Genomic DNA, 19,576 nt, shown 5'->3' on the forward strand with positions numbered 1-19,576 from the left:
TCGGAAAAATCCTAGAGATTTCCGCTCTGATATGCACTAAAAGGTTTACGTTTTTGTATTGTTAGACAAACATTACATATTATACAAATTAACACTTTTGAGGATAATCTTTGTTTTTTAAACAAAAAGCAAAGATTTAAAAAATAAGAAGATATATTATTCTCATAATACTTATAAAAAGTACTTATGTTAATAATCTTAGCTTAAGTAAATAAAAATTATACCAAGTTGGAATAATGCTTAAGATATGTTTAATACTCTTAAAACTCCTTTAAACAATTATTGGGCTGAGGATGAGTTTAGTACTATCTAATTATGGAATTAATACATTTTTTTTAGATAGCCTGATGCTTAATATTAAGGATGCTAATCCTATTAAAATAAAAGGTACACTAAGCAATTGACCCATATTTAAAGGAAGGTATTTTTCGAAAGGTACTTGATCAACCTTGAAGAACTCAATAAAGAATCGCTGGGCAAAAATAAGTAGTATTCCCAACCCAAATAAGAAACCATTGTTCTTGTAGAATTTTCGAGAATACCAGACTGTAAACAACAAGATAAAGGTAAATAGGTAGAATATAGATTCGTATAGTTGCGCAGGATGTCTGGGAAGCATATCAATTTTAGTAAAAATAAATGCCCATTTTACATTAGTTTCGATTCCAATTATTTCTGAATTCATAAGATTACCAAATCTTATAAAGCAACCTAATAAAGCTCCTGCAATAATTAACCTGTCTAAAAGCCAAAGATAACTTCTTTTGTATTTATGAGTGAACAACAATAAAGCTAAAAAAGCCCCTATTATTCCTCCATGACTTGCTAAACCACTTATACCAGTAAATTCAAATTCGGGCGAGAATCGAAAAGGCAATAATTCAATTGGATGTTGCCAGTAATAAGAAAAATCATAGAAAAAGATATGCCCTAGACGAGCGCCTAAAATTGCTCCAATTGCCAAATAAACCAATAGTTGATCTGTTTCTTTCACATATTGTTGCTCTTTGCGATAGATGTATGTCATTACTTTAAAAGCAGCAAACATCCCCAAAGACCACATTAAACCATACCAACGCAAAATATCAATCGATGGAAAAATTCGGGGGTCAACATTCCAAATAATGTAGGAAATTAAAGAAAGGTCATTCATCCTCCTTGGCAGCAAAGCATGATTACAAAAAGCAAAACAGTATTTGCTAGTATCTTGTATGTGCTGAAACTGGGTGAGGTTTCAGGTTCATCCAACATAGCGAAGATTTGCTCTCCATTTATGTGATGTTGTGTATTTTGCAGCTTCAACATTTCCCAAGCAGATTTTAAATGATCAGGCTCCATAACTTATCATTTTAAATTTTTCTTTCAACACTGTTTTAATTCGATTGAGGCGGGTACTTACATTGGTAGTAGTAATACCAAGCATCTCTGCCATTTCTTTATTTTTATATCCTTCTAAAAAAAGAATAATAATCGCCTTGTCTGTATCCTTTAATGTGGCTATTAGCTGATTTAACAATTGCAGGTTATCGTCAAAAGAGAAGGAGACTTGCTGATTTATAAATTCATTATTAGTTATCAGCTCCATTGGTTCACTTTTGCCCTGCCTGTTTTCTTTTCTCTTTTTGGAAAGAATGGTATTTAAACTCACTTTGTAAATCCAGGTACTTACTTTTGATTCTGCTCTAAAAGATGGAAAGGCTTTCCAGAGCTGTAGAATAATATCCTGCCGGGTATCGTGTAGGTCTTCCGTATTGTTATAATAGATAGCACAGAGGTTATTAATTATCCCCTGATGCTCCTCTATTAATCTAACAAAATGTTTTTTGCAGGTTTTCATTTGCTACTTATGCTCTTTATTAAGATTAGTAGCTAAAAAATTAAATTCGTCACAAGCGGTATAAATTTTTTTTAAGAAAATTTATTCGGGTTTTCTCAAACCGAAATCGTAACGCTCATCCACCATTCTTTTTAAAATTCCCAATTGGCCACAATGCCACATATTATGTTGCACATTCCAAGACAATGCTTCAAACTTAGTTTTAGCAACTGGATGTGGCACTTTGGTAGGTTCCAAAGGTTTACTCATATCTTCTAGACTTAAAGTATCATATACATCTAGTATCTTATTTTGAATAATTCTTAGATGTTTTTTTAAATCTTCTGGTTTAAATTTTCCTACTGCATTAACAGGCGGTTCATTAAATGAAAAACTATTCGAGTAATCTCTAAGTGGCATTTGCTGAACCATATCCATCGGAAAGCCTTGGATACAAAACACTCCATGATATGCTTCGCTCATAATTAAATGACCAACTTGCCAGAGCACATTTGTATCTAAATTTTCAGGTGTAACTCCCCATTTATCTTCTGGAATGGAATAAATCAATTCATCCATCCAGTGATGTGTACTTTTTGTCTGTGCCAAAAGAACTTCTATTTCATTCATAATTTGAGTAACTAGGTTTACGATCAGTTAATATTATTCTATTGGTAGTTTAATGTCTTCACTCCAAATGTATTTGCCAAACCATTGCCAGTTGTGCCACATTGCAGCCAGTCTTTCTTTTGGCTTGCTAATGCCGTGTCCAAAACCTTTATAAATAATCAGCTTGGTTTCTACTCCCACATCCTGTAAACCTTGAAATAACTCAAAAGCATTCGCTGGGGGCACGCGTTTATCAAACTCTCCATGCTGAATAAGTGTTGGCGTTGAAGCATTGTTAATGTTGGTCATCGGAGAAGTTTTCTCATAAATCGACTTGTCTGACCAAGGAGTTCCTTTTAAATACTGTCTTGTAAATGGATGAATATCTGTATTTACATAATAAGTCATCCAGTTAGAAATACCTGCTCCAACGGAAATAGCTTTGAATTTATCTGAATTAGTTGTGAGAAAGGCTGAGATATATCCACCTTGGCTCCAACCCATTGCACCTACTTTTTCAGGGTCAACCATGCCTTTATCTTCCAAACTTTCTACACCCGAAAGCACATCCCAAGCATCACCTACTCCCAAATTTCTCACATTAAGCGAGCGAAACTTTTCACCATAGCCAGCAGAACCTCTGTAATTAGGACTCAAAACCAAAGCTCCTTTATTTAGCCACTGTACAATTGGGTAAACATAAGAAGGTACTGGTTGAGGGACAGAAATACCAGTTGGCCCACCATGAATCACCACCATTAAAGGATATTTTTTAGCAGGATCATAATCTTGAGGTTTGTATAAAGCCCCCTCGATTACAGTTCCATCTTCACTTTTCCATGACACTACTTCACTATTCGCAACAGACCAATCATCAATTTGCTTTGTAGAATTGGTGATTTTCTTTGCTGATTTTATAGGAAAGTCAGCTAGATAAAGTTCAGGTAAGTCGCTATTGGTAGCGGCTGTATAAGCAATCTTTTTACCATCGTCTGATAAACTGAAGTCATACACTCTATTTGGCAAGTCTTTTAGCAAAGTTACTTTACCAGATTCCGAATCAACTTTTACTATTGCCCTATTTGTCTTTTGCCAAGCTACACCAAAAATTCCTGCATCATTCCAAGCTCTTATGTAAACTTCTTCATCAAAGTTTTTAGCCAGTTGCTTTTTTCCAGAACCATCTAAGTTTATCTTGAAAATATTCCCATTGAGATAATAGTTTGATGTAGTATCGTCTAAACTCGACTGATATAAAATACTCTTGCTATCAGGAGACCAAGCTAAAAATCCATCTGCACTTGGGTTATCAATTAATGTTTTATACTCACCAGAAGCTACATCGTAAATAGCAATATCAGATTTAAAGAAAGTATTTATTAGTGGATCAGGTTGATGATCAAAAGCGATTTTACTACCATCTGGCGACCATTCGAATCCGGTAATAGTAAAATCGGTACTATCAATTAATATCTTAGCTTCTAAACTGGCTTTAAAAACCGAATCTTCCATTTGCTCCGGATTTAGCATGAGATTCAAATTTTCCGGTTTAAAATCTATCAGCCAAAGCTGACTTAAGCTATATTCGGCATCTTCAACAGCATAGCCACCAAATTTATCCTCTCGCTTTTTTGTCTCTTTAGAAGAGTCTTTTTCTTGCAAAAACAAAATCTGCTTTCCATCTGGCGACCACTCAAAACTAGAAATATTACCTTTTGTATTGGTCACTTGTAAGGCTTCTCCACCATCTGTTCTTACTACTTGTATCTGGGTTTTATCTGATCTGTTAGATAGAAATGCAATCCATTTGCCATCTGGCGACCAACGTGCTCCATAACTACTATTTTTGAGATTATTAGTTAATTGAAATGGTTCCTCCCCAGACTTAGAAATCCAAATTTCAGTATCATACCTGTTTTCTTTCCAGTCTACTGTTTGTCTGGTAAAAAGAACATGTTGCCCATCTGGCGAAACCTCAGGGTTTGACACCGACTGTAAAGAAAGTACTTCTTCAAAAGAAGGATTATGCTGGGCAACGCTTTTGGTACCTACTAGAAATAAGAGTGAAAGAGAGAGGTAAAAAAGTTTTATCTTCATTTTACAAAGCTTGTTGGGTAATCGGGAATTAGTTTTCCTTCCAATTTAACCCACAAACTTTTAAAAAACAGTATTAAAAATTACGAAGAAGCATTATTTTATATAAGTGGTTACCAAGCGTAAAACCTATTTAAACTTTTTGGTGAGCATATTTCTATCAAAATCTCCATAGCCTTGTTTCGAGTACAAGCGCATCGCTTTATCATTTTCTCTTTCTACCTCCATATGTATGGCTCCTAAGTCCAAATCAATTGCTTGCTTTTCTAAAAACTCCATTGTTTGCTTACCGATTCCTTTATTCCTGAAACTCTCTTTCAAAAACAATTCATCAATAAAAGCATCTCGCCCTTTATACTCAAAACTAAACCCAAAGGTGAGTGCGACATAACCAGCAATTAAACCTCCCTGATAAATTATCCAAAACCTACCTAGCTCTTTGTTATTAATTAACTTGTTAAGATTGATACTTCCCAATTCAGCATCGAATGGATAATTATAAATCTCATTGAAGTCTTTCATCATATCCAGTACTAGCGGAATATCTTCTTCTGCAGCAAGTTTAAATTGAGTTTCCATCTAGAATAAGTTTGAGGTTTTACTAATTGGTAAATATATCTAGTAAATTGAAACAGATTTTGATTTAGTCTCTCGTAAACAATTAAAAGCTTAAAAATTTAAATATTCCCAACTTGTAAACCTCCCTTGCAAAACCTGTCATTTTATAATTTTCTGATAATCAATTACTTAATACATATTGTATACATATTGTATACTTGCAATGTTTACCTATTGTCTACCTGTTTTGATTGATACTATGCTTAAATGAATGTAGGTTTGCTCACACATAAATATGTGACAACCTCATGACGAAACACAAAATATTTTTTCCTAGTGTCTTTTTAATTTTTTTAATAATTGAACTACAAGGCGCATTACAAGCTCAAACTACAGAACCACTGCTCTCAGAACTGAAACAGTTTTCAGTAAATCATGACAAAATCAAATACATAGAAAAGCAATTAGATAGCCTATATCACTTAGAGCCTGAATTGGCGATGGCTTACACACATGTTGCAGATTCTATTTTAGCTCCAATGGACTCACTAGCTGGAAGCTTAGAAATCGAAAGATATAAAGCACTTATTCTAAGAGAACAAGGCAAGTTGAAAGATGGAGAACTAATTCTCGAAAAAGCATTAGAAAGAATTCCAAAGAAAACAGATCGAACAGATTTAACACTTACAAAAGGGAAGATATTGATTGCCCTATCTTCTATTTACAGAAGACAAGGTGACTTTCAGATTGCAATAGAAATAAGCCAGCAAAGTATTAGGTTGTTGGATTCATTACAGTTAAGTGAGCCAGATAACTTCGATTTTTCGAATCAACTTTCTAAAGCATATAATGGAATTGCCATTACCCATGCTCGTTGGGGGCATTACGAAAACTCTAATTACTATTTCCAGAAAGCACTCGAAATTGATAAGGAGTTTGATTTTATTCACGGCATTAATTCAGTAACATTTAATATTGGAGCCAACTTCTTTCAAACTGAGCAATACGATTCTGCCGAGTACTATTGGCTTAAAGTAATTAATCACATCGATACTACTTCGCAAACTTTTATGTCTGATGCCATATACCTCAATCTTGGAACACTGGCTACCAAACAAAAAAGATGGAACGATGCTAAAAAGTATTACCAAATGGCCATGGATATTTATGAAAGCAGAAACGATAATGAAGGTCAGGCCAAAATTCATGAAGCACTGGCTTCTATGTATTGTGATAAGGGGCAATATAAACAAGCCGAAAAAGAAGCTTTGGAAGGGTTAAAATTGGTTAGCCAACAACTTAGAGTTAAAACAAAACTGCATGCTACTTTAGCTGACATTTACAAAGAAATGGCTAATTACCGCAAAGCTTTTGAGTATGCTGAAACTTATGCCTTACTACAAGATTCTTTGTTGAGCAAAGAAAAAACAGAAGCCATTGTTGAGATGGAAGCCAAATTTAAAAATGAGCAACAGCAAAAGGAATTAGCTCTTCAACGAAGCGAAATTGAACTTTTAAACCGTAACAGCCAGATCAGAGAGCTTGAAATAAACATTTTGGTACTTAGCATTCTCTTACTGCTCATTGTAGGCTTTTTTATTTTTAGATGGCAACGATTAAAAGTAAACAGAAAGCACGACCAGTTAAAAAACTCGCAAGCGCTTATGACTACCATTAAAGAAAATGCCCAACTTAAAGAGCAGCAACTGAGAATGGAGTTAGAACACCGCGACCAACAACTTACATCATATACATTGAATTTTATTCAGAAGAATGAATTGATGACAGAGTTGCAAGAGAAAATTGAGTCTTTGCAAAGTCAGAAGCAATGGTCGCCAAAAGATTTTAGACAGTTGAAAAATCAGATACAGCAACATGTGAGTATAGACCGCGACTGGGAAAACTTTAAAATGCACTTCGAAAGTGTACACCCAGACTTTTTCCATAACCTAGTGAATGTATTCCCGAACCTGAGTCCAAAAGAGTTAAAACTTTGTGCCTTGGTGAGATTGAACCTGAATATTAAAGAATCGGCTGCCGTACTTAGTATTTCACCAGATAGTGTAAAAACTGCACGACACCGATTAAGAAAGAAAATGAATATAGAAACCGAAACTACTATTTTGGATGTATTAATGCAGGTAGAGAAAGGCATTTTTAACCCTCCGGTAACTTCGGTTTAGACGGCTTGTCTTTTGAAATATTTTTATTGAATCGAAATTCAAGTAAAAGTATTTCACCTGTTTGAAGCTTTTTCCATTGAACAAGCAATTGAATTATTTTTTCCCTAACCTCGGCAATCTGTTTTTTGCTGAGCTTAGGGAATTTTATTTGTTGTACTTCAAAAGTAATTTTTGCAATACTCAAAAAGTCTTCTATTTCAGTATTATCGTTTAACTCAACATGAAACAAGCCTGCCAGTATTTCGGACTGTATCGCTTGAACTGGCAAGTTGGCTGGTTTGAGCATATTATTTTTAAACAAAAGAGGGGTTTCAAAATCTTTTAAGCTATAGCCTTTACTCAATAGACCAAAATAGGCATGGTTAAATCCTAATACAGATTCTATAGCATAGTGGATGAGTTTACGCTCAAAATTAAAAGGATGAAAGATTAACATGTAGGTACTCGATTTATCAGGTCGGGTACATTTGAAAGACACAGGTTTGTGTACCTGTTTGATAAATTCTAAGCGCATAGAACAAATTTTATTATCTAATAAATAATGTTTGTTTAGGTTTAGTAATTTCGATTAAAGAAGCATAACATCGTAAACAAAGGTTTACATAGTTTTAACCGAAAGCCGCTATTACAAATAAAAGGAAGTATACCTATGGTAGGTAATTTGTTTAGTTGACATGAGGTAAACACACAGGTGAACATTAGGTAAGCATCTAAAAAAAAGCTGCTAGAGAGTCACTTTAACTATTTATTTTTGTAGCACGATTATGTCACACCAACAAAGTAAAAAAAGACCCATCAGAAGTGTTTTTCAGACTCTATTTGCAGAATCTGTAAGAGCAAAAAAAATCGGTTGAATATTACCATTTAATCTTCAAGCTTAATTATTAAGAAATATCTCGTCAAAAGTAGCTCTAACTCCATTCCAAATAGTAATACTTTAATCCACACAAGCCCATAAAAATATCACAAAAGGGATTTAATTATACATTTTAAGAAGAGTATTTTTTAACATGATTACTTATAGCTTAATAAGCCAATAGTTGAAATGCTGCAATAAAAATTAATCATAATTAAAAATAATTAAGCATTATATAAAAAAAATACAATTAATTAGTTATTACACCCACACTAAAGTAATTTGCATTTTTAGCAAACAATTTACTGTAAAATTAATTTAAGGATTATAGCTGTTTTTATTGATGAATAGTATCAGTTTAGATATAAAATTTGGATGATGACTTGAGAATGGTATGCTTTTTTTTACAGTTTCTTTACCAAATTAATTAAATTGTATAAAAAGCATTCATGATGAATGTATAGAACATGAAAGAAGATTTAAACAGATCGTTAAGGGTTGTGCTCCACGAATTAGTAAGATCAGATCTTAAGATTTTTGATTTTATGCAAGAAAATTCTTCTGGAGGCATTTGGTTTGGCATTGCCGAAAACAACAACCAAGAGTGGTTTAATGATTCTTTTTGGAATAGTTTAGGTATAGATGTTAAAACGATAGAAAACCCCAATAGAACTGGCTTTATATCTTCTAATGACCTACAACAAGAAAACTTACTTATCACTAAAGCTTTTGAAAGCAACAAAGAAAAAATAAATTACCTAACAAGGTATAACCACTCAAACGGTAATATTATATTATTACATTGTGAGTCTCTACTCATAAAAAAAGAAGATATATGTTATACATTAACAAGATGCGTACGAAAAGATAATACTCCACAACTCAATAAAGATTTAAAAGAGATATTCAATCTTTCGAATGATCTTATTGCCATCTCTAATTTTGATAACAAGTTTGAACTCCTCAACCCTCAATGGGAAACAGTGCTAGGCTATTCTTTAGAGGAGCTCTACAGTAAAACTTTTCTAGAGTTTATACATCCAGATGATCTGGAAAAAACCAGACAAGAAGCCGAAGCACTTACTAAGGGTAAAGCACTTACATTAAGATTTGAAAATAGATACATAAAAAAAGATGGTGGCCACGTTTGGCTCGAATGGAACTCAGTAATCGATTATAAAAAAAAGAAAAACTTTTCGGTTGCCCGAGATATAACTGAGCCCAAAATAAGAGAATTTGCTCAGAGAAAACATACTACCTCATTGCTACACTTATCTAGAGAGGGCATTCTAGATCAAGAGGATATAGGCACTTATATTAAAAAAATTTTACAAGAAGCACATAAAATACTTGGCGTAAACAAAATATCTTTTTGGAAATACAATACCCCAAATGATGAGATAGAATGCTTATATTTTTACGATGGAATAAAGTTACTGCAAACTCAAGGGGAAATCTTAACTAAAAAGGAATTTCCAAAATACTTTAAAGCAATAACAGGCGCTAGAAACTTAGCTGTATTTGATGCGGCTAAAGATGCTCGAACTTCTGAGTTTAAAGGAAAATACTTAAGTGAGCATAATATAAAGTCGATGTTGGATATACGGGTAATGAACGGCTCTGCTCAACTCGGTGTAATTTGTGCCGAAACCACCAAAAATCACAAACATTGGTCTTTTGAAGAGCAAAGTTATATTTCTTCTATTGCCGACCTCATCTCGACGACTTACACTTTACAGCAGAAAAATATTTTTGCAAATGCTTTAGATAAAAGTGAAGCACTGTTTCAGTCATTGGTATCTATTTTACCTTATGCAATTTACCGAATTGACCTTAATGGAAAAGTTACCTTTTTAAATAATTTCTACAAAGAGTTTCTAAACAAAGATACCGATGAAATACTCGGTAAGACCTCCTATGATTTATTCCCGAAACATTTAGCGGATAAATATTATATGGATGATCAAAAAGTAATAGAAAGTGGCGAAATACTAGTAACAATAGAAGAAAACACACCTTTAGATGGTTCTGAAACCAAATTTGTAGAAGTTACTAAAATTCCAGTTTATAATGTAAATGGAGAAATTAATGGTATTCAGGGTATTTTTAGAGATGTTACAAAAGTAAAAGAAGATGATAATCTAAAAACGCAACTTCTAAAAGAGTTAAAATCTAAAAATGCAACACTCCTCGAAACACAAGATTATCTAAAATCTATTAATGAGTTTGCGTATAACATCCTTTCTAAAAATACTTTAGAAGAAATCGTTTGGGAAATCGCCAGAAATGTAATTCAAAAATTCAACTTTATTGATTGTGTAATTTATCTGGTTGACGATAAACATGAGTACCTCGAACAGGTAGCAGCTTATGGGTCTAAAATGCTAGATTTCCAAACTATCAAAAATCCCATTAAAATACCTATAGATAAAGGAATTGTCGGAAGCGCATATACCAATGCGAAACCTGTATTGATTAAAGACACAAGTAAAGACAGTCGATATATTGTAGATATTGAAACAAGGCTAAGCGAATTGGCTGTGCCTATTATTGTAGATAATAAAGTAATTGGTGTAATTGACTCTGAGCACGACGATAGAGACTTCTTTACAAATGAGCATGTTGAAACATTAAGTACCATATCCAGATTGGTGGCTATGCGTATAGATCATGCACAGTCTATTAAAAAACACCAAAATATTGAAAGAGAATTAAGACAGAGTAAAGAGCTTTATGAGTCTATTTTAAGTGCTATAGGAGAAGGTCTGGTTGTACAAGACCTGAACGATACAATTATAATGGCCAATAACTCTGCTTCAAAAATTTTAGACCTCACTCCCGATCAATTAAAAGGCAAAGACTCATACGACCCCCGTTGGCGATCGACTAACGATAAAGGAACCCCATTAAAACCTGAAGAACATCCTTCTATGGTTACACTCAACACTGGCAAAGGTGTTGATAACTTTATTATGAATATATATGCTGGAGACGAAATAAGAAAGTATATTTCTATTAATTCCAGACCTGTATTTGATCATAACAAAAAGATGTATGCTTCGGTAGCATCATTCACCGATATTACTGAAAGGGTTAATACAGAAGCTGCCTTAAAAGCTAGTGAAGAAAAATTTAGAACACTCTTTAAAAACCTGCCAATTGGTGTACTACTCTACGACAAAGATTTTATAGTTCAGGAATGGAACCCTAAAGCGATAGAGATTCTTGACATGGATGAGAGCATTCTCAAGAATTATAAAATGAATAGTTTAGAATGGGATGCTATTTCAGAAGATGGGAAAAGTATAAAAACAGAAGAATTCCCTCCATATAATGCTTTTAAAAATAAAAAAACAGTTACGGATTTTATAATGGGAATTAGAAGAAATCCGGCAAAAGATTATTTATGGATAAAAGCCAGTGCTACTCCAATGTTTAATGATGTGGGAGAGGTTATTCAAATTATTAGCACTTTCGAAGATATTTCTGAAAGCATTAGAGCTGAAAATGAGATTAAAAAACTGGCAAATATTGCAGAGCGTACAGCAGACATTATCTTAACTTGTGATGAAGATGGCAATGTAACTTGGGCTAACTCTGCACTCACCAAAGTTTTAGGATACACTCCAGATGAAGTAATTGGATACAAACCGGGAGAAAGAACCTCTGGTGAAGAAACTGATCCAAATATTATTAAATCTTTGCATGAAGCATTAAAAGAACATTTGATGTTTAATGCTACGGTAAAAGCGGTTACAAAAACTAAAAAACAATGCTGGATAAACTATGAGGTAACTCCAATTAATGATGAGCAAGGCAAGTTTTTATACTCCATTGTAACTAAAAGAGATATTACAGACCTAATTGATAAACAAATTGAACTTGAGCATGTCTTAAAATCGACTATTAGTCAAAATAAGCGCCTTAAAGAATATTCATATATCACATCTCACAATATCAGATCTTCTGTTTCCAACCTGCTTGGTTTAACAGAAATAATAATGGATGACCCTAAAAACTTAGAGTTTATTTACATGCTTCATATAACGACTAAGAAGTTAGATCAAACCATTAATAATATTAATAAACTCCTTCACCTTGAAGAAAAGAGCATTAAAAAACACAAAATTCAATGTAATGTACTTGAAACACTTACTAGAATTACCGAACTTAATAAAACAGTAATCGACGATCACAAAGCAGAAATTATATTAAACGTTCCTGCAAATCTTAACTTATTAACAGTACCAGCCTATCTGGATAGCATCCTGCATAACCTTATTACAAATGCTATTAAATACGGTACAACACCTTATTCAAAAAAAATTGAAGTAACTGCCAAACATGATCACAAACAAATAGTTATCATAGTTCAAGATTATGGTTTAGGTCTCGATATTGAAAAATATAAAGATAAAATTTTTAAATTAGGGACTAGATTCCACTCAAACAAAAGTGATGGTCAGGGCTTGGGACTTTTTATGACTAAAAGGCAGATTGATGTTTTGGGTGGAAAAATCGAAATTGAAAGTGAATTAGGAAAAGGTAGTATTTTTAAAGTTTATTTTAAAATCGATGATTAATAAAATACTTTTGATTGATGATGATGATATTTTCCGGCTTACAGCTTCAAAAATATTAAAGAAGGTGTATCCACAGTTAGAAATTTTCTCTGCAAAAAATGGTGAAGAAGCGCTAAATCAACTGATCGAGAAACCAATTGATCTTGATTTAATTCTTTTAGACATTAATATGCCTATTATGAATGGCTGGGAATTTTTAGATGCTTATGCTTCTAAAGAGTTTAAGAATGAAATTCCGATATATGTGCTGAGTTCTTCGATTGATCCAAACGACAAAGAAAAAGCAGACAATAACCCTAAAGTAATAGGATTTATAGAAAAGCCGCTCAGCTTTGCAAAAGCCAAGCAACTCAATACCGCATCTTAATATCTTTTCTTACAATCGGCTAGGTTCATTTTCCCGGATATTGAGACAATTCTTTTAACAACATCTTACAGAAGTTTTCCATTTTACTGCTCTCTCACTATTATAAGTCTTAAGAGTAGTCTCACGAAAATCTTTCAGTACAGTTGAATTATATAAAAAAACAAAAAGTACCTTACTGAAACCTTCATACCATAGTTTCATCAATCATTCTTTTAACATGTCTTGTGCTGCCAAAACTAAAAACATAAAATTTGTAGCACCTCCACCCATTACATATTCTGTTTGTTGCCAAAAGTAAGGCCACTCTTTTAACTCCGGCAAATCTGGCCTAATAAGCGCAGTTCCAGATACTGAACCTCCCGGTATGTATGACCACTCGTCGCGATTTACCCCATAAGCAACAATTACAGAACTAGAACCTACACCAGAAGCAAATGAAGCTGTATTACTTCCCGGATGCACTCCTAAAACAAAGTTAAGTGCATTTAATACTGGTTCTTTTGGGTATATTTCTGGAAAGCCTTTGTGTAAAAAGAACTGTTTAACTCCAAAGCTCTGAATACCCCAACCTGCACCCCAAATATTTGGAGAGTACTCCACTCCAAATGGAGTTGCCGCTATTTTCTTTTCAGTTTCTAAAGCATCTGTTTTTAAAGCTTCTATACAGTTATTCAACAAAATACTTCCTGCTAATTGCTTTCTTACCTTAGCTATTGAAACACCTGTTCTACTTATCCTTTTTACAATAAAATTTTCTTGACTAATTAAGAATTGCTTATACTCATCTTTTCCAGTACTCAACAGAAGTTCTGCGGCCAAGTCGATACACCTTTCTGGCTGGCTCTTATTGTACTGATTCCAATAGTGAATAGCAGCATCCAAACACTCCTTTGCCAATTCGTCATTGTATCCTTTCAAAACTCTAGATGCAATAGCCAATGCTGCTGCTGCTCCAAGTTCTCTTCCGGGATTTTCTTCTGTAAAAACCCATCTATCATCTGCAACAGAAGAAGTTGATCCTGTCTTCTCCCCTTCTGAAAGATTAGAATCATATTTTAGATTATCAGTCATTGAACTGGCATCTCCAAGCAAAGTATATTGTCGCAAGTCTGAACAAATAATTCCTCGATACAATCTACCCAAATTTTTATAGCCTCCCATAATACTCAATACACCATGTTCAATCTGTTGCATTATGTCAGCTACGCCATCTGGTTGGTGCATTTCAACAATTTTACTTTGTTGGTTTACACTCGTAATGTCATAATCTACGCCAAAAAACTCTTGCATTTGAGCCAGTCTCATTACGGTTGTTGCCTGCGATTCTACACGCAAATCATAATCGCCGGCATCGTGCCAACCACCTACATCTAAGCCGGGTACTTGCTGCATAGATTTGTAATTAGTTAGGGTAGATGCTCCCTGAATATATCCATCAAAATGGTTTAAGTCTATTGGTGCCATTAGGGCATCATCTAGATGGCACCAGTCATGCCAAACCTTATACCGATCGTTTATACGCATATGGCACATTTGCACAGGTAGGTAATATTCTAAAGTAGGTTGCCAAACATCTCTATCATAAACATCAGATGTAATTTTAAATGGGTTCGACATTTTATCTCCATAAAGCACCTTGTAAATGCCGCTTTCAGTAATCTCTGAAAAATCGAATTGTAGGTATTTGTATCTTAGAAAATTGCCCCAAACTTTTGGTTCACCCTCTTTTACTTTTACCACGCCTCCTTCTTCAGAAACTTTCATGATCTGTACTTTTGAATAATCTGATGCACTAGCATCCAATTCGATGAGCACCTTTTTTTCTTGATCACTATGATAACCCACTTGTGAAACTTGAATCACTGGCTCGTACAAATAATTTTCTTTAGCATGAGGAGTAATGAGCAGATCAATCGCATTTTTGAGTTTACCTTTTTGCAATGCAGCTCTCACTATAAACCAACCATTATTATGGGCTGCTCTTCCATCTAGTAACTCCAAACCACTTTCCGCTTCAAAAACAATCAGTTCTTCTTTATTTTCGGGAACTATGAGCAACTTTTTACCAGAAGCCATAGGTTGAGGTAGCAACTCATCTTTATTCTTAATAATCGGGCCATTAAACTGCCTATTAAAAATACCATATTGGCCATCCATCATAAAAGACTTACCAAAATAGAAACCCGGAAAAAGCTCAAGGTTAAAACCTGCTTTGTCATACCACTCATCAGGAAGAGCCTCTTCTAAATCAACTTGTACTCTAAAACCAGCTCCTTCTGGCTTTACTCTCACCCAATAATTAAACTTTAAGTCAGGGTATTCAATGGGATTAAAGCCAGTGCGGTTCTTTGTAGAATCGGGGTACCACAAATGCACTTCAATTTCATTATTCTCTCTGTCGATTTTCGTACTTCCTTTTTTGGGAACTGGCGACCATTGCCCCGGTGTAGGTTCTAGTCTTAAATCACCATTGGCAACAACCCGAACCCCATTTTGCACAACCGTAACTCCACCCTGATGTCCATCTGGGTAAAAATCTTGAAAAACCATGAGGTTAATTCCGGGCTTTTCGTAATAGTCTTGTTGATTGAGTTGATATTCTGTTTTTTGTTGTGCAAAAAGTTGAAAGCAAAATAATTGTACGAGTATAAATAAGCTTGTTTTGTTAATCATTTGTATGGTATTTTCATCAATTTACAATGAGTCAAAATTATGGATATTCCAGATAGGATGTATCCTATTCAAACCCTTATACTGGGAATAAGTAGTTAATATTGAGGATGGGTATTAATGGAGGATGTGCCTTTAAAGGCAATGCAAGATATTGATTTTGTTGGTAAAAAAGGAGTTTTAAAACTGATACTTCAATATCTTTTTCGAATAAAGTATCAGTTTTTAGTATTGGCTATTCAGCAGGTATTTCTCTTACCGACCAAATCTCATAAATCGGATCACCTTTACTGCTTTTACCTTTGTGGTGCCAGTCTTTGCCGTCTACTTCAAAGTTAAAAGTTAAGGCAGCACCTACTCTACTTTTATCTCTTGAGAAGAATTCAATATTTTCTGTATAAACGCCATCTTTAGCTGAATAACGTCCTCCACCTGTGCCAAAAAACTCTCCAGTTTCTGTATTAAAAGCAATCCATTGAAAATGAGTACCAGTAAGAATTTTCATTGTTTTACGCGGGCTATCACCAGTTCTACGTGTAATTTCTCCATCTCGCTCTCTACCAGTAATTAACCAAGGATTTGTTAAAGCGGTTGATGCACCTCTATCTAAATTAAACCATCCTGTTGAGCCCAAATATTCACTTTCTGATTTTAGGTTTTTCCCGTTCACTTTCACTTGAGCTATTTCTTCTTTACCTACCTGATCAGCATTTTTTGTATCGAATTCTACCGTTAAAACAATCTCATCTCCATCTGCTTTCCAACTACCTCCTTTGGTTGATATAAAGTCACCATCTACTGAAGCATACTCAGTAAGAGAGAAAAAGTCTCCACTCACCAAAAGTAACTGAGTAACTTCTCGCCCATCTGCTTTCTTTTTACTTTTCCACGAACCTTGTAATTTGTCTTTTATAGATTGTGCCTGTAAAGTTGAGGCAATAAAAAATAATACTAATGCTGATAATAGTTTCAATGATCTCATTTTCGTCTATTTAGATAAATAATTCGAAAGTTAAGAAAATTCTCTACCAAGCAAAAAGCTATTATACTGCATTGTTCACTTATAGCAATGCTTTAAATTTTGGCCTTAAAGACTTTAAAAAGAACCTCTAATATTTATTTGAGCAAAAGCTCTAAATTGTCCAGTTCTGTTAGAAGTAATCAAATCTGCGATTTCTTCTCCAATATCATCGTAGTTGTAATCTATAGATGTAATTCCTCCGCCTAGTAATTCTTTATATGGCTTGTCGTACAATGAGATAATACCGATATCTTCTCCAATTTTAAGATTGTTTCTTTCAGCTACTTTTATCAGGTTTACCAGATCAATCTCAGAAATAATAAAATACAAATTGCCTTTTGAAACTCCATCTTCAATTCCATCTTTAATGCAGTATTCTAGTTTTTGAGATTTGCAAAATAGTTTAAATGAAGTAATTACTTCGAAAGGGAAATACTCTTCTGGCAACACCAAATTAAAGTTTTTATAGCTTTTAAATTTAGCGGGTTTGGCAGTATAAATCTCTTGAAAATCACTAAATAAATCTTTGTAAAAGCAAGAGTAATTACCTTGAATACCTTGTAGTTGTTTGTCTATAAGTATCAGTTTTTTAGGGGGGATTTCCTTAAGTAATTTAGAGGTATCAGCATCATCTATAAATAGGTTTGGAAAAACAATGTAATACTGATAAGCCTGAAGCTGGCACTTATCCAGAATATTCTTCAATTCGCTTTCTTTGTGTTTGTGCAGGTAAATAGAAATTTTAACCTTAGCATCAAGCTCTTTTAAAAGAGAGTTGTAAATGTTTTTAACAGCTTCTGTAATCTCACCAGTAATCAGGCAAACTTTCACTTTAAGCTTTTCACTTTTACTGGTTACAAAGAATCCATTTCGGTAAACTGAATAGATAAAGCCGTCTTCTTGCAACTTACTGTAAGCTTTGCCAATGGTATCTCTGGCAAGTAAAAAGTCTATACTCGATTGACTTATAGATGGCAATTTATCTCCAGCTTTCAATTCACCAGTAGATATTCTTTCGATAATGTTTTGTGCCACCTGTTTGTATTTTGGCACAATGGAAGAATTACTAATCTGTGGTTCGGGTGTAAGGAATTTGTTCATTGAGTTTACTCTTATTGAGAATTTAATGTTGAAAAAAGGAGAAAAAACCTCCCAAAACATCAAGAGGTTTTAAATTCGAAAAATGATTTTCACAGAGAATCTAATTCCCTGTATTTCAAGCCCCGATTAATAGCCAGGGTTATTTTCGGTTATTGCACTGTTTCTTTCTATTTCTGATTGTGGAATCGGAAATAACAAATGTTTATCTACATCAAACTGTACTGGCGAAGCCAGATTTGTACTAAAGTTGGCATCGCTACCATCCCAACCAGAAATATTCATATCACCAGCTACATGCCAGCGCTTTAAATCCCACCAGCGTTGTCCTTCACCTGCGAGTTCTATAAATCGCTCATTCATTATCCATTGCATCACTGTATTAGTATCAGACTCACCTTCTGAATAATCTGCCGGAATTACACCATCGCCATCGCCAGAAGATTCTCCCCAAAGTCTAGCCCTTGTTCTAATCTGATTAATCAAACTAATTGCTTGTGAAGCATTACCGGTTTTTAATGCGGCTTCTGCTGCGATTAATACCAAATCTGCATAGCGTAAAACACGCTCGTTGTTCACTGAGCCACCATTAAAACCTGAAAGCTCGTTTACACCATCTGGCTTGTTATACTTTTGGAAGATTTTACCTTCGAAACCATCTTCTGGATTAGAGAAAACTGAAAGCCTAGGGTCATCTCCAAAGCTGTCTCTTAACTTATCTGTCACTAAAAACTTTGTACTCGATGCATCATTAAAATCACCTCTACCCCCAAACTCCATCATATATCCTCTGTATACACTCATATTTTCTACACCTCTCCAAGCACCATCGTTATGCAGTGAAAGGTTATTATTCCCACTACTAGGCACTGAGGCTTGTACCTCAAAAAGTGATTCGGCATTATTCTCAGTATATGCACTAAAATTGTCAAGATAGCTATCGACTAAAGTAGCTGTAATGGTATTGAAAACTGTTAGTGCTTCTTGATAATCAGCAGTATTTCCTTCGTAGTCGCCTCTAAAAACCAATGCTTTTGCCAACAAACCTCTAGCTGCATTTTTATCAATTCTACCTAAATACATTGGGTCCCATTCTTCAGGTAGTACTTCAATGGCTGCTTTGGTATCTTCTATTACCTGACCTAGTACTTCAATAGCTGGGCTTTTAGGTGTGTTTGTTTCTTCTTCTGAAAGTATTCTATCGGTAACTATTGGCACTGAACCAAATACGTTAAACAACTTAAAGTAAGCATAAGCCCTCAAAAACAAGGCTTCTCCTTCCATCATAGTAATTTCATCAGCCCCATCGTAAGTTGAGTAGTCTATAGTTCTTACTTTTTCGATAGTTACATTGGCTCTTGAGATCATTTTATAACATGCCTGAAACACAAAGCTAACTTGCTGGTTTGTTGGGTTCAGTGTACCATCAAACAGTTCTACACTTGTTCTGGCAGCATTCGTTTCTGTGAGGTCGTCACCAGGTAGCAGCCATGTTCCGGCTACCCAACCATTAAAAGTGAATGACGGAGCAGCAAAGTGGTAATGGTCATAAATTGCTGCATAAGCACTGGTTAACTGTGTTCTAAACTCGGTAGCATTAGAGAAATAATCCTCTTCTGTTGGCGCTAACGACGGATTATCAACCAATTCGGGATTACAACCAAAGCAGATGGTTAACCACACTATTGCAAATATTTTTATTTTCGCTTTCATATTTTTTT

General features: G+C 34.4%; 14 protein-coding genes. 3 read left to right on the forward strand and 11 right to left on the reverse strand.

Annotation, left to right across the window (positions count from 1 at the left end; genetic code table 11):
• Positions 1–313 precede the first annotated feature (313 nt).
• The 6 genes from lgt to OQ292_RS35725 all read right to left on the reverse strand — a co-directional run bounded on the left by lgt (position 314) and on the right by OQ292_RS35725 (position 5,098).
• Complete coding sequence (lgt, locus tag OQ292_RS35700; protein WP_284688938.1) at positions 314–1,153, reverse strand: prolipoprotein diacylglyceryl transferase; 840 nt, start codon at positions 1,151–1,153, stop codon at positions 314–316.
• Positions 1,150–1,338 carry a hypothetical protein gene (locus tag OQ292_RS35705; RefSeq protein WP_284688939.1) on the reverse strand — a complete coding sequence of 63 codons (189 nt, stop codon included), beginning with the start codon at positions 1,336–1,338 and terminating at the stop codon, positions 1,150–1,152. The genes lgt and OQ292_RS35705 overlap by 4 nt, the downstream gene beginning before the upstream one ends.
• Positions 1,328–1,837, reverse strand: coding sequence for an RNA polymerase sigma factor (locus OQ292_RS35710; RefSeq protein ID WP_284688940.1), 510 nt, complete (start codon positions 1,835–1,837; stop codon positions 1,328–1,330). The genes OQ292_RS35705 and OQ292_RS35710 overlap by 11 nt, the downstream gene beginning before the upstream one ends.
• A gap of 81 nt (positions 1,838–1,918) precedes the next feature.
• On the reverse strand, positions 1,919–2,446 hold the full coding sequence (locus OQ292_RS35715; RefSeq protein WP_284688941.1) for a DinB family protein: 528 nt from the start codon (positions 2,444–2,446) through the stop codon (positions 1,919–1,921).
• A 33-nt stretch (positions 2,447–2,479) separates the two neighbouring features.
• A complete protein-coding gene (locus OQ292_RS35720; RefSeq protein ID WP_284688942.1) occupies positions 2,480–4,522 on the reverse strand; it encodes a S9 family peptidase in 2,043 nt (680 codons plus the stop codon).
• Between the two features lie 126 nt (positions 4,523–4,648).
• On the reverse strand, positions 4,649–5,098 hold the full coding sequence (locus tag OQ292_RS35725; protein WP_284688943.1) for a GNAT family N-acetyltransferase: 450 nt from the start codon (positions 5,096–5,098) through the stop codon (positions 4,649–4,651).
• A gap of 287 nt (positions 5,099–5,385) precedes the next feature.
• Here OQ292_RS35725 and OQ292_RS35730 point away from each other — a divergent pair, with 287 nt between their 5' ends.
• Entirely contained in the window at positions 5,386–7,260 is a 1,875-nt protein-coding gene (locus OQ292_RS35730) for a tetratricopeptide repeat protein (RefSeq protein ID WP_284688944.1), read from the forward strand.
• Here the strand turns inward: OQ292_RS35730 and OQ292_RS35735 are convergent.
• Entirely contained in the window at positions 7,235–7,774 is a 540-nt protein-coding gene (locus OQ292_RS35735; RefSeq protein ID WP_284688945.1) for a hypothetical protein, read from the reverse strand. The two genes, OQ292_RS35730 and OQ292_RS35735, sit on opposite strands and share 26 nt — an antisense overlap.
• An 809-nt stretch (positions 7,775–8,583) precedes the next feature.
• Here OQ292_RS35735 and OQ292_RS35740 point away from each other — a divergent pair.
• Positions 8,584–12,699: a PAS domain S-box protein gene (locus tag OQ292_RS35740; protein WP_284688946.1), complete on the forward strand. Its 4,116-nt coding sequence runs from the start codon at positions 8,584–8,586 to the stop codon at positions 12,697–12,699.
• Positions 12,692–13,066: a response regulator gene (locus OQ292_RS35745; protein WP_284688947.1), complete on the forward strand. Its 375-nt coding sequence runs from the start codon at positions 12,692–12,694 to the stop codon at positions 13,064–13,066. Before OQ292_RS35740 ends, OQ292_RS35745 begins: the two co-directional genes overlap by 8 nt.
• Positions 13,067–13,270: 204 nt before the next feature.
• On the opposite strand, the gene OQ292_RS35750 is transcribed toward OQ292_RS35745, so the two are convergent.
• From OQ292_RS35750 to OQ292_RS35765, 4 genes are all read right to left on the reverse strand, one after another.
• Positions 13,271–15,739 carry a glycoside hydrolase family 9 protein gene (locus tag OQ292_RS35750; RefSeq protein ID WP_284688948.1) on the reverse strand — a complete coding sequence of 823 codons (2,469 nt, stop codon included), beginning with the start codon at positions 15,737–15,739 and terminating at the stop codon, positions 13,271–13,273.
• Between the two features lie 232 nt (positions 15,740–15,971).
• Positions 15,972–16,718 (reverse strand): membrane or secreted protein, encoded by a 747-nt coding sequence (locus tag OQ292_RS35755; protein ID WP_284688949.1) that lies wholly within the window; start codon positions 16,716–16,718, stop codon positions 15,972–15,974.
• Between the two features lie 114 nt (positions 16,719–16,832).
• Positions 16,833–17,858 (reverse strand): GntR family transcriptional regulator, encoded by a 1,026-nt coding sequence (locus tag OQ292_RS35760; RefSeq protein WP_284688950.1) that lies wholly within the window; start codon positions 17,856–17,858, stop codon positions 16,833–16,835.
• A gap of 126 nt (positions 17,859–17,984) precedes the next feature.
• Complete coding sequence (locus tag OQ292_RS35765) at positions 17,985–19,568, reverse strand: RagB/SusD family nutrient uptake outer membrane protein (RefSeq protein ID WP_284688951.1); 1,584 nt, start codon at positions 19,566–19,568, stop codon at positions 17,985–17,987.
• Positions 19,569–19,576 lie beyond the last annotated feature (8 nt).

Source organism: Chondrinema litorale (assembly GCF_026250525.1).
In the GTDB taxonomy this organism is placed as follows: Bacteria; Bacteroidota; Bacteroidia; order Cytophagales; family Flammeovirgaceae; genus Chondrinema; species Chondrinema litorale.

What these genes read in the sequence shown, in the direction of transcription:
- OQ292_RS35720 (WP_284688942.1), bottom strand. Translation starts at nt 4,522, where the DNA reads ATGAAGATAAAACTTTTTTACCTCTCTCTTTCACTCTTATTTCTAGTA.
- OQ292_RS35715 (WP_284688941.1), bottom strand. Translation starts at nt 2,446, where the DNA reads ATGAATGAAATAGAAGTTCTTTTGGCACAGACAAAAAGTACACATCAC.
- OQ292_RS35730 (WP_284688944.1), top strand. Translation starts at nt 5,386, where the DNA reads ATGACGAAACACAAAATATTTTTTCCTAGTGTCTTTTTAATTTTTTTA.
- OQ292_RS35760 (WP_284688950.1), bottom strand. Translation starts at nt 17,858, where the DNA reads ATGAACAAATTCCTTACACCCGAACCACAGATTAGTAATTCTTCCATT.
- OQ292_RS35755 (WP_284688949.1), bottom strand. Translation starts at nt 16,718, where the DNA reads ATGAGATCATTGAAACTATTATCAGCATTAGTATTATTTTTTATTGCC.
- OQ292_RS35745 (WP_284688947.1), top strand. Translation starts at nt 12,692, where the DNA reads ATGATTAATAAAATACTTTTGATTGATGATGATGATATTTTCCGGCTT.
- OQ292_RS35705 (WP_284688939.1), bottom strand. Translation starts at nt 1,338, where the DNA reads ATGGAGCCTGATCATTTAAAATCTGCTTGGGAAATGTTGAAGCTGCAA.
- OQ292_RS35710 (WP_284688940.1), bottom strand. Translation starts at nt 1,837, where the DNA reads ATGAAAACCTGCAAAAAACATTTTGTTAGATTAATAGAGGAGCATCAG.
- OQ292_RS35750 (WP_284688948.1), bottom strand. Translation starts at nt 15,739, where the DNA reads ATGATTAACAAAACAAGCTTATTTATACTCGTACAATTATTTTGCTTT.
- OQ292_RS35740 (WP_284688946.1), top strand. Translation starts at nt 8,584, where the DNA reads ATGAAAGAAGATTTAAACAGATCGTTAAGGGTTGTGCTCCACGAATTA.
- lgt (WP_284688938.1), bottom strand. Translation starts at nt 1,153, where the DNA reads ATGAATGACCTTTCTTTAATTTCCTACATTATTTGGAATGTTGACCCC.
- OQ292_RS35735 (WP_284688945.1), bottom strand. Translation starts at nt 7,774, where the DNA reads ATGCGCTTAGAATTTATCAAACAGGTACACAAACCTGTGTCTTTCAAA.
- OQ292_RS35725 (WP_284688943.1), bottom strand. Translation starts at nt 5,098, where the DNA reads ATGGAAACTCAATTTAAACTTGCTGCAGAAGAAGATATTCCGCTAGTA.
- OQ292_RS35765 (WP_284688951.1), bottom strand. Translation starts at nt 19,568, where the DNA reads ATGAAAGCGAAAATAAAAATATTTGCAATAGTGTGGTTAACCATCTGC.